Raw genomic sequence first — 12993 nt, 5'->3', positions numbered from 1 at the left:
TCAATACATATCTAAGGCCGTCTGAACTTTGTCCAACACCCCAAATCAGAAAGCCTATTTATCATGACTGCTCTGAAAAACGACACTTTCCTCCGCGCCCTGCTCAAACAGCCTGTCGAATACACTCCCATCTGGATGATGCGCCAAGCCGGACGCTATCTGCCTGAATACAAAGCCACACGTGCACGCGCAGGCAGCTTTCTCGATTTGTGCAAAAACACCGAGCTGGCGACTGAAGTCACCATCCAGCCTTTAGAACGTTTTGATCTGGACGCGGCAATTCTGTTTTCCGATATTCTGACCGTTCCCGATGCCATGGGTTTGGGTCTGTATTTTGCTGAAGGCGAAGGCCCAAAATTTGAACGCGCTTTGCAACACGAAGCCGACATTGCAAAACTGCAAGTTCCCGACATGGAAAAACTGCAATACGTCTTTGATGCAGTGACTTCCATCCGTAAAGCACTGGACGGCCGAGTTCCACTGATCGGCTTCTCAGGCAGCCCGTTCACACTTGCCTGCTACATGGTTGAAGGCGGCAGCAGCAAAGAATTTTGCACCATCAAAACCATGATGTATTCGCGTCCTGATTTGCTGCATAAAATCCTCGACACCAATGCACAAGCCGTTACCGCCTATCTTAATGCCCAAATCGATGCCGGCGCACAAGCCGTACAAATTTTCGACACTTGGGGCGGCGTGTTGAGTGATGCCGCATTTAAAGAGTTCAGCCTGAAGTACATTCGACAAATCGTTGCCGGACTCAAACGCGAAAGCGAAGGCCGCCGCGTGCCTGTTATCGTATTTGCCAAAGGCGGCGGCTTATGGTTGGAAAGCATGGCAGAAATCGGCGCAGATGCATTGGGCTTGGACTGGACCTGCAACATCGGCAAAGCCCGCCGTCGCGTCGGCGAACAAGTTGCCCTGCAAGGCAACTTCGACCCGTTTGCCCTCTTCGGTACACCGGAATCTATCCGCACCGAGGTCGCACGCATTCTTGCCGACTATGGCAACGGCAGCGGCCATGTATTCAACCTCGGCCACGGCATCAACCAACACGCCGATCCGGAACACGCCAAAATATTGGTCGATACCGTACACGAATTGTCCCGTCAGTATCACCGTTAATTAAAGCAACTCAAAGGCCGTCTGAAAGCAAAAACACGATTATCGTGTAAATTTGTTTTCAGACGGTTTTTCTATATACTTAATATCTGAAGCTTATCAGCTGACACCTTCAAACTTAAAAACACATCCACTCCCGCTACCGAATATGAATTTTTTTAAAGACATCACCTGGACCGAAATTTTCATTTTCGCCCACACCTGCGCTGCACTCGTCTGCATGCTGCGCGTGTTGTACAAACAAAAAAACATCGGCTCAACCTTTGCCTGGCTGATTATCCTATTCCTTTTCCCCGTATTCGGAACCATCGCCTACATCCTTATTGGAGAGCCTCGTCTAGGCACCGCCCGCGCCAAACGTACCGGCGAAATGAACCGCTTCTACCGGAACTTTGCCGCCACCCATCTAGCCGATATCTATCTCGACATTACCGACCAAGTCAAATCACGATACCACGGCATCAGTAAAGTTGCCGAAAAAGGAACGGGGCTGGGTGCAACCAAAGGCAACGCCATGAGCCTGCTCTCGACCACAGATACCATTATCGACAGCATGCTTGCAGACATACGCGCCGCAACCCATTCCTGCCTGCTGGCCTTTTACATTATCGAACCCAAAGGCCGCATTGAAGAAATTTTAAATGAAATTCTTACCGCCGCAGATCGAGGCGTTGACTGCGCCATTCTGGCCGATGCCGTCGGCAGCAGGAGTTTTTTTGAAAGTGACTGGGTAGAGATACTGCGCCAAGCAGGCGTTGAAGTACATACCTCATTACCTGTCGGCATTTGGCGTACATTATTCACGCGTACCGACCTGCGCAACCACCGAAAAATCCTCGTTATCGACAGCAAAATCGGTTATACCGGCAGCTTCAACCTTGTCGACCCACGCTATTTCAAACAAAACTCCGGCGTCGGAGAATGGGTCGATGTCATGATGCGCTGCACAGGGCCTATGGTTTTGGAACTGTCTGCCGTCTTCTTCGCCGACCTTGCCGTCGAAACCGATGAAAACCTCCAAAACGTACAAACATACCTCAACCAAGCCCAAAGCCTGCTGCCCCAAATCCTTCCTGAAAAAATGCAGCAAGCCGATATCGTTGCCCAAATCATTCCATCTGCCCCTGAGCAAGGCAGCTTCGTCATCTATGAAACCATCATCAGCGCCATCTATGCCGCTACCAAACAAATCACGATTACCACTCCCTACTTTGTTCCCGACGAGCCGCTTCTCATGGCATTAACCGTTGCCGCCAAACGCGGCGTCAAAGTGACCCTGATACTGCCTGCCAAAGTCGATTCACTGATGGTGCGCTATGCCTCACGCGCCTACTACCCTATGTTGCTGGAAGCAGGAGTCAAAATCGCCATGTTTGAAGGTGGGCTCTTACATGCCAAAACCATGACCATTGACGAAGACTACTCCCTCTTCGGCACGGTCAACATGGACATGCGCAGCTTCTTCCTCAACCTAGAAATCAGCCTCGCCATCTATGATCGCGACACCACCAAACAAATCTGCCATCTGCAGCGCAGCTACCTTAAAAACAGCAGCTACATTGCCATCAAATCATGGCAACAACGCTCCAAACTACGCGGCTTCGTGGAAAATGCCGTCCGTCTAATGAGCCCTTTGTTGTAAAACATAAATATTTAGGCCGTCTGAAAAATATTTTTCAGACGGCCTTTTAAATAACATACTGATAGACAAAATTCTTTATTGACAGATATTCAAGCTATCCCATCTCTCCCTCTCGGAAAAAGTAAGACTAAACCCATTTCCCAACCAAATAATCTTTACTAAATTTAACTAAAATATAAACTAATTGATTTTTATAAAAATCCTATTAATTTTATACTGGAATAAAACAGAATATATTTATTAATATCTATTAAAAATTGATAATCATTATTATAATAATTAGAATAAACAGTCAATTTTTTACTTAGGAAAACTCATGAATAAGGTCTCCTCTCCTGTATTCCGCCTTAGTATCATTACCCTTGCATTATCAACAAGTTTCGCTCATGCCGAAAATTTGCGACCCGCAGAAACTGCCGAGCTGAATGAAATTAAAGTCACCGGTACTGCCGTACCGACTCGTGTAACCCGCAACCAGCTTGACCGCGAGATTTCGACCGATTTGAAACAAGTCATGAAAGACCAAATCGGTATGGATGTCGGCGGCGGCAACGGTGTGGCGCAGTTTTACAGCATCCGCGGCGTTGGTGAAGACAAGATTAACCTAGAAGTCGACAACACCAGCCAATCCACTAAAATCTTCCACCACCAAAGCCGCTTCCAGCTTGACCCCGCTTTGGTAAAAAGCATCAACGTCGAAAAAGGCACGGGCGCGGCGAGCGCGGGTTTGGGCGCGGTCGGCGGTACCATCCGCGTAACAACGGTTGACGCGAAAGACCTGCTGACAGACGGCAAACCTTTCGGTTTCAAACTCGGCGCGGGCTTGAGCAGCAATAAAGGATCAACCGGCAACGCGGCGGTTTACGGCTATCAAAACGGCTTCGATGCCCTGTTTGCAGGTAACTTCCTCAACAACCGCGACTACAAAGACGGCAACGGCAATGTCAACCTTGGCAGTCGTCTGAAACAGCACAGCTACCTCGCCAAACTCGGCTACGATTTCAACGACGACCACGGCATCCGCCTGACCTACCGTCAGGAATACCAAAAAGGCAACCGCACCGACAAAGCCGAGTTCCAAAACGTTGACAGCTACATTGGCGTGGATGGCACTTATCAAAAAGAGCAAACCTACAATCTGGAATACCGCGGCCGCAATGTCGGCTTCATCGACAAAATCGACACCAACGTCTTCCAAATCAACACCGACGACACTAAGCCGCCTAAAGGCGCGCCTTCCCCGAAAGCCCAAGCTTCCGGCACGGCGCAAGGCGGCGTTCCCATCGGCAAGCTTGAGTTGAGCAAAATCAAAGCGACCGGAGCGAATCTGAACCTCGCCAGCTCCTTCGGCGACGGACACATGGTGAAATACGGCGTCAACTACCGCCACGAAACCTCCGAGCCGTCCGACAAAGGCGCATGGCTGAAGATTCTCGGCCTGTATGACCGCGACAAAGAGAAAAAGGCCGAATACGGCGTGTACACGGAAGGCATTTGGAACCTGCACCCCGTTACCCTGACCACCGGCCTGCGTTACGACCATTTCAAATACAACGCCGCCAGCAAACAAAGCGCGTCGCACGGACAGCTCAACCCCAGCATCGGCGCGATTTGGGACATCAACGACAACTTCTCGCTCTTGGCAAACCTCAATCAGGCAAGCCGCGCGCCCCGCCTGAACGAAGCCCTGTTGGCTAACGAACGCGCAGGCGCCGCCGCCGATTTGGACGGCAAGCTCAAAGCCGAAACCGCCCGCCGCGCCGAATTGGGCTTCAAATGGCGCAACGACAATTTCAACGTCAGTGGCAGCGTGTTCCACCAACGCATCAAAGACCTCATCGTCTATCGTTGGGCAAAAATCAACAACGACACCGCCTCCATCACCGAACGCGGCAAGATTTACAACGGCGGCACGCTTAAAACCTATGGCTACGAACTTGACGCGTCCTACCGCTGGGGTGGTCTGACCGCACGGTTAGGGGTGTCCTACGTCAAACCGCGGTTAAAAGGCGAAATGTACTACGGCGAAAGCCTGATAAAGGCGGAAGACCACGAAAGCTCGTTTACCTTCTGGAATACCGGCCGCCAATGGCTGACCGGCCTGTCTTATCAGTTTGAAAACCCCAAACTCGAAATCGGCTGGCGCGGTCGCTACGCCCAAAGCGTGAAATACACCGACGTCGCCCGTGGACAAGGCACGATACACGGTAAGAAAGCCGGTTACGGCGTACACGACATTTACGCCAACTGGCAGCCGCTGAAAAAAGACAACCTGAACGTCAACTTCGCCGTCAACAACATCGGCAACAAACAATACCGTTCGCACAGCCAACGCTTCCCCGATGGCAACGGACGCGTGCCCTTCTACGAACGCGGTCGCGAGTTTACCTTGGGCGTGAACTATCGTTTCTGATGATACGAACGACCTTATAAAGAAATTAAAGGCCGTCTGAAATTCAATTTTCAGACGGCCTTTTTTCCTCCATCCTTACTTCACCATCACCCTTTCTTTCAAAGTCTTCAATACATTCTTCACCGTATTAATCCGTACTTCGATATTTTCCATCTCTGCAGTAAACCGCAGTTTATCCGAACTGGCAAGGCGGTATTTTTTGTCGTTCTGAATCAGCAGGATGATTTCGGTTGGATCGACATTGTGGTTTTTGCCGAAGGTTACCGTTACCGATTCGCCGGCCGCATCGATGGCATCAATACCCAATTCTTTTGCCGCAAGCCGTAAGTGGTGGCTTTCGATGAGGGTTTTGACGGGTTGTTCTGGCAGGCCGAAGCGGTCGACGAGTTCTTCGTGTATGGCGTTGATTTGCTGCACGGTTTCGCAGACGGCGAGGCGTTTGTAGAGGACGAGCCGTTCGTGGATGTCGGGGCAGTAGCTTTCGGGCAGTAATGCCGGGCTGTGCAGTTTGATTTCGGTGGTAATGCCCAACGGTGCGTCGAGGTCGGGCTGGCGGCCTTTTTTGAGGTCGCGCACGGCCTGTTTGAGCATTTCGGTGTAGAGCGTGAAGCCGACCTGCATCATTTCGCCGGACTGACCTTCGCCAAGGATTTCGCCTGCGCCGCGGATTTCCAAATCCTGCATGGCGAGGGTGAAGCCTGCGCCGAGTTCGTCTGCCGCCGCAATGGCATCGAGGCGTTTTTCTGCGTCTTTGGTGATGTATTCGGGCGTGAGCAGGTAGGCGTAGGCTTGATGGTGGCTGCGGCCGACGCGCCCGCGAAGCTGGTGCAGTTGCGCCAGTCCGAATTTGTCGGTGCGGTTGATGATGATGGTGTTGGCGTTGGGGATGTCGATACCGGTTTCGATGATGGTGGAACAGAGCAACACGTTAAATCTTTGTTGCAAAAAGTCGCGCATCACTTGCTCCAGCTCGCGCTCGCGCAGTTGTCCGTGCGCTACGCCGATGCGGGCTTCGGGCAGCAGGGTTTCCAGCCGCTCGCGCATATTTTCAATCGTATCTACTTCATTGTGCAGGAAAAATACCTGTCCGCCGCGTTTGAGTTCGCGCAATACGGCTTCGCGCACGCTGCCTTCGCTGAAGGGTTTGACAAAAGTTTTGACGGCGAGGCGGCGGCTGGGCGCGGTGGTAATCAGCGAAAAGTCGCGCAGGCCTTCCAACGCCATACTTAAAGTACGCGGAATCGGCGTGGCGGTCATGGTAAGGATATCGACATTGGCGCGCAGGCGTTTGAGCTGCTCTTTTTGGCGAACGCCAAAGCGGTGTTCTTCATCGATAATCACTAAACCTAAGTTTTTGAATCTGATGTCGTCCTGCACCAATTTGTGCGTGCCGATAACGATATCGACCGTGCCGTCCGCCATACCTTCCAGTGCGGCTTTGGTGGCTTTGCTGTTATTGAAACGCGAAAGGCCGGCGACTTTCACGGGGAAATCGGCGAAGCGGTCGGCGAAATTTTGCGCGTGCTGCTCGACCAGAAGCGTGGTCGGGGCGAGTACGGCGACCTGTTTGCCACCCATTACCGCCACAAACGCGGCGCGCAGGGCGACTTCGGTTTTGCCGAAACCGACATCGCCACACACTAGGCGATCCATCGGCTTCGCCTGCGTCAAATCCTTAATCACAGCGGCGATGGCGGCAGCCTGGTCTTCTGTTTCTTCGTAGCCGAAACCGTCGGCAAACGCCTGATAATCCAACTCGTTGATTTCAAACTTGTGTCCCGATTGGGCGGCACGCTGGGCGTAGAGGTTGAGCAATTCGGCGGCGGTATCACGCGCTTTTTCGGCGGCTTTGCGCTTCGCCTTGTTCCACGCGCCGCTGCCGAGCTTGTGCAAAGCAACGTTTTCATGCGCCTGACCGGAGTAGCGGCTGATTAAATGCAGTTGCGAAACAGGTACATAAAGCTGCGCTTCATCCGCATATTCAAGCAACATCATTTCATTGGTTTCGCCGCCCAAGTCCATCGTTACCAAGCCCATATACCGCCCGATGCCGTGTTCTTCGTGCACGACAGGATCTCCGATATTGATTTCGGCAAGGTCGCGCAACAGGCCGTCTGAAACGGCGGCGTGTTTCTTGCGGCGGTTGTGGGCGCGCGAACGGGCGACGTATTGGTAGAGTTCGGATTCGGTGATGACGGCGATGGCACTTTGGTCGGCAACCGCTTTGCCCTTTCCCCAACCCTCCCCCACGGGGGAGGGGGCAGGCTGCTGTCGGGTTTGCCCGTGCAAATCATTTGCGACGAGATACAGGCTGCTTTCGGTTTTCAGGCCGTCTGAAACGGCGGCGGCACTTTGTTCCCTCTCCTGCGGGAGAGGGCTGGGGAGAGGGTTTGTTGCGGCTGCGGAAAATTCGGTTTGGTCGGCAGCTGCTTTGCCTTCTCTCTCGGAGGCGGAAGCAGCTTGCTGTTGGCTCGGAGAGTTCAGCCCGCCCAGTTTGAACCCGTATGCCAACGGCGCGACCGTAATCATCAGCGGCTCGTGCGCCGATAAAAAGCCCTGCCAGTCGGACACAGGTTTGGCTTTCAAGCCGTTTTGCTGCAAGAAGCCGAGCATGGTTTCGCGCCGTCCCAGACTTTCGGCACACAGCAAAATCCGTCCTTCAAAGGTCGTCTGAAAATCCTTCAATGCCTGCAACGGCTCGTCGGATTGGCGGTTGACGGCAAGGTCGGGCAGAGTGTGTTCCTTGCCGGAAACATCGGGCAGCACTTGTCCGTAGTTTTTCAGACGGCCTGCGAACACATCGGCAGAGAGATACAAATGCTGTGGAAGCAAAGGCGGATAGGTTTCGTCGCCCTGCGCCATCGCGTAACGTGATTTGACGTCGCTCCAAAAGCGGTTTGCCTCGGCGTGAACGTCGCCCAAAGAGACAAACAGCGCATCTTCGCCGATATAGTCAAATAGCGTTTCCAGCTCGTTTTCAAAAAACAGCGGCAGGTAATATTCCACGCCCGCACCAAAATGGCCGTTGCTGACGGCTTTATACACAGCGGCATCGTTCGGATTGCCGTCGACTTCTTCTCGGAAGCGGCTGCGGAAAATCTTTTGCGCCTCGCTGTCGGTGGGGAACTCGTGCGCCGGCAGCAGGCGGATTTCGGAAACGGGGGAGATGGTGCGCTGCGTTTCAGTATCAAAGGTTTTGATGCTGTCGATTTCATCGTCGAACAAATCAATACGGTACGGCATTTCACTGCCCATCGGGAACAAATCGACAATACCGCCGCGCACGGCAAACTCGCCTGCCGCAACAACGTGGGAAACATGGTTATAACCTGCATCCACCAAATCGCTTTTCAGACGGCCTATATCCAAAGTCTGCCCTGTTTTCAGCCAAAACGTGCGCCCTGCCAGAAACGGCACGGGCGGCAGCTTCTGCATCGCCGTGGCAACCGGCACGAACAACACATCCGCCGCGCCGCTTTTAATCTGCCACAACGCCGACAAGCGCTCCGACACCAAATCCTGATGCGGAGAAAAACGCTCGTAAGGCAACGTTTCCCAGTCCGGCAGGAACACCGCCGTATCGTGCGGACGGAAAAACCGCCAGGCCGTCTGAAGGCGTAGCGCCTGTTCCGCATCTTGGGTCAGCACGACTTTGAGCCGCCTATGCGGCAGATAACGCGCTAAAGCCAAGGGCAGCGAGCCTTGCGAGAGATTGAGCCAACGGGATTTTTCACGGGGTTTGGGGATGGGGTAGGTCATGACAAAACAGTTTGTAATAAGTAAATACAAGTACCATAAGCCGTCTGAAAAATTTTCAGACGGCCTTTAGCGATCAAATAGATTTTCAATTTTACTGGATACAGGTTTAAAAGAATATAAGGCCTTACATTCAGACCGCCACACCCGCCAGTTTTCCAATAAATCCGGTTATCACCAATGCTGCCACGCCCCATAAGCACACGCGCAAAACGGCGGGGATGACAGGCGCGCCGCCGAGTTTGGCGGAGACATAGCCCAGTCCGGCCAGTCCGCACAAGGTGGAAACTGCCAAGGCCGGAACAATGGTACTAGAAGCCGTCAATGCGACCAGTAAAGGCAAAATCGCGCCGGCACAAAATGAAGCGGCAGAAGCCAGCGCAGCCTGCATGGGTTGGGCGGCAGAGGTTTCGGTAATGCCGATTTCGTCGCGCGCGTGGGCGGCGAGCGCATCGTGTTCCATCAAGGCTTTGGCCACCTCTGCGGCGAGCGGGTCGGACAAACCGCGGCGGCGGTAAATTTCAGTCAGCTCTTCAAGTTCGGCATCAGGATTATTTGCCAATTCGTAGCGTTCTTTGTGCAAATCGGCTTTTTCCGTATCCGATTGGCTGGACACGGAAACATACTCCCCCGCCGCCATTGACACCGCGCCCCCGATAAGCGCCGAAACGCCCGTCAAAAGTAGGGTTTGGAAATCTGGCGCGGCTGCGGCTACGCCCGTCAACAGCGAGGCAGTGGAAATCAGGCCGTCATTGGCACCCAATACGCTTGCCCGAAGCCAATTGTTGCGGTCGCTGAAATGGCGTTCGCTGTGATGTGAATACATATATGCTCCGATAAATTGGCTGTTTCCAGATGATGATAACATTGTATTGTTTTTTGAAATCAATGTCAGTTTATCCCTTCAGATCAAGCATTCTTAAATCTTTCTGCTGCCATTTCAAACCATAAAAGCCAACACTCCTCTTTGGGGTTTTTCAGACGGCCTGAACGCTTTTACAAGTAAATTTATTGTTCCAAGTCATGGCATTATCACAAGGCAGTTTTGTACTGCTTGGTTTATCGCCTTAAAGATGCTATCTTTATGAATCTTTCCACTCCTCAATCCATTGAAAGGATGTATCATGGCCGAAGAAAACAAAATCAAAGTAAACGATTTGCCTGAAGATAAAAAAGAGCAAACCGAAGAAACCGAACTGCCCGTTATCAACAACGAAGAAAAACGCGGCGGTCACAGCGAAGGCGGTTGCTGCGGCGCATGCGGCGGCTAATCTTCCCGACAAAGCCTCCAAGGCCGTCTGAAAAGTCTTACTTTTCAGACGGCCTTTTCCTTTCTAAACATTTACAGGTAAATCAATGAAAGGATGCGGGAGAAGAATTTAAACCCAACCGCGTTTGTGCTACATTCACATCTTTACAAACCACAACAATCTGCATCCGCAGACACACAAGGAAGAAAAAAATGTTTTGGTATATCGTCGGCTTTTTCGCCATTATCGTTTCCCTACTCGCCCTCTGGGTCAACGCCAGCGCGTTCGGTATGCAGGACGATGGCACACCGCAATCCGAATACGAAAAAATGTTGGGCCTGGGCGCAAAACTGAAAGATAAAGATACGGTTGCCAAGGAACGCGAAGCAGCGCGCTTTCATCCTGACGATTAAGCCTTATAGACTGGACAATCTTGCCGAACTGGGCTAATGTTCCAAACGCATAATGCACACCAACACAACTATACGAGAAGGTAAGAGAAATGACTGTACGAATCGAACACGATTTACTGGGCGACCGCGAGATCCCTGCTGAAGTATATTGGGGCATCCATACTTTGCGCGCCATTGAAAACTTCAAAATTTCCACACAAAAAATTTCCGACGTACCGCAATTTGTCCGCAGCATGGTGATGGTGAAAAAAGCAACCGCCCAGGCAAACGGCGCATTGGGTGCCATCAAGCCGGAAATCGCGGCCGCCATCGAAAAAGCCTGCGATGAAGTATTGGTCAAAGGCCGCTGCCTCGACCAATTCCCGTCCGACGTTTATCAAGGCGGCGCCGGTACTTCGGTCAACATGAATACCAACGAAGTCATTGCCAACCTCGCATTGGAAGTCTTGGGACACGAAAAAGGCCACTACGACATCGTCAATCCGATGGACCATGTCAACGCCAGCCAATCCACCAACGACGCCTACCCTACCGGCTTCCGCCTTGCCGTGTATTACAGCATCGGCGAATTGCTCGACAAACTGGCTATCCTGAAAAACGCCTTTGCCGCCAAAGCCGAAGAATTTAAAGACGTTTTGAAAATGGGCCGCACCCAGCTTCAAGATGCCGTACCAATGACTGCCGGACAAGAATTCCAATCTTTCCAAGTGTTGTTGGAAGAAGAAATCCTCAACCTCGACCGTACCCGCTCCTTACTGCTTGAAGTCAACCTCGGCGCAACCGCCATCGGTACAGGCGTGAATACGCCTAAAGGCTATGCGGCTTTGGTCGTTGAGAAACTTTCCAAAGTCAGCGGCCTGCCTTGCAAACTGACTGAAAACCTGATCGAAGCGACCTCCGACTGCGGCGCATATGTGATGGTACACGGCGCATTGAAACGCACGGCCGTCAAACTCTCCAAAATCTGCAACGACTTGCGCCTGCTCTCTTCCGGCCCGCGCGCCGGTTTGAAAGAAATCAACCTGCCCGAATTGCAGGCCGGCTCTTCCATCATGCCCGCCAAAGTCAATCCCGTGATTCCCGAAGTCGTCAACCAAGTCTGCTTCAAAGTCATCGGCAACGACACCACCATCACTTTCGCAGCCGAAGCAGGTCAGTTGCAGCTGAACGTTATGGAGCCGGTCATCGCCCAATGTATGTTTGAAACCATTTCCCTCTTGGGTAATGCCGCAGTCAACCTGTCCGACAAATGCGTCAAAGGCATTACGGTCAACCGCGAAATCTGCGAACGTTACGTTTTCAACTCCATCGGTTTGGTGACTTATCTGAATCCGTACATCGGTCACCACAACGGCGACTTGGTCGGCAAAATCTGCGCCCAAACCGGCAAAGGCGTGCGTGAAGTCGTACTGGAGTGCGGTCTGTTGAGCGAAGAAAAGCTCAACCGCATCCTCTCTCCTGAAAACCTGATTAATCCTCATCTGTAATCAGGATTTGAAATCAAAGGCCGTCTGAAACTTTAAACGTTTAAAGTTTCAGACGGCCTTTTCGTATTGATATTGATATTTATCGAATTTTTTTGTGAAATTCAGAATTAAAAGATAGCCTGACCGTCAGGTTTGATTTAACATGGTGTTGCCCCAGCCTGTTTCTTCCTTAAGGTTATGCCGGTAATGATGCCTCAGAAGAAACCGGATATTGGAATAACATCTTCATTTATTAGGAAAACCAGATGAATCAAATTACACGCGAACAAATGCTGCAAGTATTCGAAAATCGCTGCTCCACCCGTTATTACGATCCCAACAAAAAAATCAGCCAAGAAGATTTTGCAGCGATTTTAGAATTTGCCCGCCTCTCGCCCAGCTCTGTCGGCTCCGAGCCATGGAAATTCTTGGTGATTCAAAACAAAGCGCTGCGTGAGAAAATCAAGCCTTTCAGCTGGGGGATGCAATTCCAACTGGACGACTGCAGCCATCTGGTGATTATCCTTGCCAAGAAAAATGCCCGTTACGATACCCCGTTCTTCCGCAGCGTTGCCGAACGCAGGGGCTTGCAAGGCGAGCAGCTGGAAAAAGCGTTGGCAAAATACAAACGCTTCCAAGAAACCGACATTAAAATTGCCGACGACCAACGCGCACTCTTCGACTGGAGCGGCAAGCAAACCTATATCGCTTTAGCCAATATGCTCACTGGCGCAGCCGCCATCGGCATCGATTCCTGCCCAATCGAAGGCTTCAACTACGACAAAATGAACGAAGTATTGGCGGCAGAAGGCCTGTTTGATGCCAACGAATGGGGCGTATCCGTAGCGGCAACATTCGGCTATCGCGCCAAAGAAATTACCAAAAAAGCACGCAAACCGATTGAAGAAATGGTAACTTGGATTGAATAAGC

At 51.8% G+C, this 12993-nt stretch carries 9 protein-coding genes; 7 read left to right on the top strand and 2 right to left on the bottom strand.

Annotated elements, in window-relative coordinates:
* Positions 1-63 precede the first annotated feature (63 nt).
* From hemE to FAH67_RS02950, 3 genes are all read left to right on the top strand, one after another.
* Positions 64-1125, top strand: coding sequence for a uroporphyrinogen decarboxylase (hemE, locus tag FAH67_RS02960; protein WP_003679799.1), 1062 nt, complete (start codon positions 64-66; stop codon positions 1123-1125).
* 145 nt (positions 1126-1270) lie between these two features.
* On the top strand, positions 1271-2764 hold the full coding sequence (cls, locus tag FAH67_RS02955) for a cardiolipin synthase (RefSeq protein WP_003679800.1): 1494 nt from the start codon (positions 1271-1273) through the stop codon (positions 2762-2764).
* A gap of 316 nt (positions 2765-3080) precedes the next feature.
* On the top strand, positions 3081-5177 hold the full coding sequence (locus tag FAH67_RS02950; protein ID WP_003679802.1) for a TonB-dependent receptor plug domain-containing protein: 2097 nt from the start codon (positions 3081-3083) through the stop codon (positions 5175-5177).
* A 75-nt stretch (positions 5178-5252) separates the two neighbouring features.
* On the opposite strand, the gene mfd is transcribed toward FAH67_RS02950, so the two are convergent.
* Both mfd and FAH67_RS02940 read right to left on the bottom strand, forming a co-directional pair.
* Positions 5253-8936, bottom strand: a complete 3684-nt coding sequence (mfd, locus tag FAH67_RS02945; RefSeq protein ID WP_112890732.1) for a transcription-repair coupling factor — start codon at positions 8934-8936, stop codon at positions 5253-5255.
* A 130-nt stretch (positions 8937-9066) separates the two neighbouring features.
* Positions 9067-9759 carry a VIT1/CCC1 transporter family protein gene (locus FAH67_RS02940; protein WP_003679805.1) on the bottom strand — a complete coding sequence of 231 codons (693 nt, stop codon included), beginning with the start codon at positions 9757-9759 and terminating at the stop codon, positions 9067-9069.
* 298 nt (positions 9760-10057) lie between these two features.
* On the opposite strand from FAH67_RS02940, the gene FAH67_RS11495 reads away from it, so the two are divergent.
* The 4 genes from FAH67_RS11495 (at position 10058) to FAH67_RS02925 (ending at position 12991) form a co-directional block, all read left to right on the top strand.
* Complete coding sequence (locus FAH67_RS11495) at positions 10058-10204, top strand: hypothetical protein (protein ID WP_003685706.1); 147 nt, start codon at positions 10058-10060, stop codon at positions 10202-10204.
* A gap of 191 nt (positions 10205-10395) precedes the next feature.
* On the top strand, positions 10396-10596 hold the full coding sequence (locus FAH67_RS02935; RefSeq protein ID WP_003679807.1) for a hypothetical protein: 201 nt from the start codon (positions 10396-10398) through the stop codon (positions 10594-10596).
* 89 nt (positions 10597-10685) lie between these two features.
* Positions 10686-12083 carry an aspartate ammonia-lyase gene (gene aspA / locus FAH67_RS02930; protein WP_003679808.1) on the top strand — a complete coding sequence of 466 codons (1398 nt, stop codon included), beginning with the start codon at positions 10686-10688 and terminating at the stop codon, positions 12081-12083.
* A 245-nt stretch (positions 12084-12328) separates the two neighbouring features.
* Positions 12329-12991, top strand: a complete 663-nt coding sequence (locus tag FAH67_RS02925) for an NAD(P)H-dependent oxidoreductase (RefSeq protein ID WP_003678606.1) — start codon at positions 12329-12331, stop codon at positions 12989-12991.
* Positions 12992-12993: the final 2 nt, after the last annotated feature.

It is taken from the genome of Neisseria flavescens, from assembly GCF_005221285.1.
In the GTDB taxonomy this organism is placed as follows: Bacteria; Pseudomonadota; Gammaproteobacteria; order Burkholderiales; family Neisseriaceae; genus Neisseria; species Neisseria flavescens.
Note: the sequence above shows the minus strand (reverse complement) of the source record. Positions and strands in the feature narration are given on the sequence as shown.

What these genes read in the sequence shown, in the direction of transcription:
- hemE (WP_003679799.1), top strand. Translation starts at nt 64, where the DNA reads ATGACTGCTCTGAAAAACGACACTTTCCTCCGCGCCCTGCTCAAACAG.
- cls (WP_003679800.1), top strand. Translation starts at nt 1,271, where the DNA reads ATGAATTTTTTTAAAGACATCACCTGGACCGAAATTTTCATTTTCGCC.
- FAH67_RS02950 (WP_003679802.1), top strand. Translation starts at nt 3,081, where the DNA reads ATGAATAAGGTCTCCTCTCCTGTATTCCGCCTTAGTATCATTACCCTT.
- mfd (WP_112890732.1), bottom strand. Translation starts at nt 8,936, where the DNA reads ATGACCTACCCCATCCCCAAACCCCGTGAAAAATCCCGTTGGCTCAAT.
- FAH67_RS02940 (WP_003679805.1), bottom strand. Translation starts at nt 9,759, where the DNA reads ATGTATTCACATCACAGCGAACGCCATTTCAGCGACCGCAACAATTGG.
- FAH67_RS11495 (WP_003685706.1), top strand. Translation starts at nt 10,058, where the DNA reads ATGGCCGAAGAAAACAAAATCAAAGTAAACGATTTGCCTGAAGATAAA.
- FAH67_RS02935 (WP_003679807.1), top strand. Translation starts at nt 10,396, where the DNA reads ATGTTTTGGTATATCGTCGGCTTTTTCGCCATTATCGTTTCCCTACTC.
- aspA (WP_003679808.1), top strand. Translation starts at nt 10,686, where the DNA reads ATGACTGTACGAATCGAACACGATTTACTGGGCGACCGCGAGATCCCT.
- FAH67_RS02925 (WP_003678606.1), top strand. Translation starts at nt 12,329, where the DNA reads ATGAATCAAATTACACGCGAACAAATGCTGCAAGTATTCGAAAATCGC.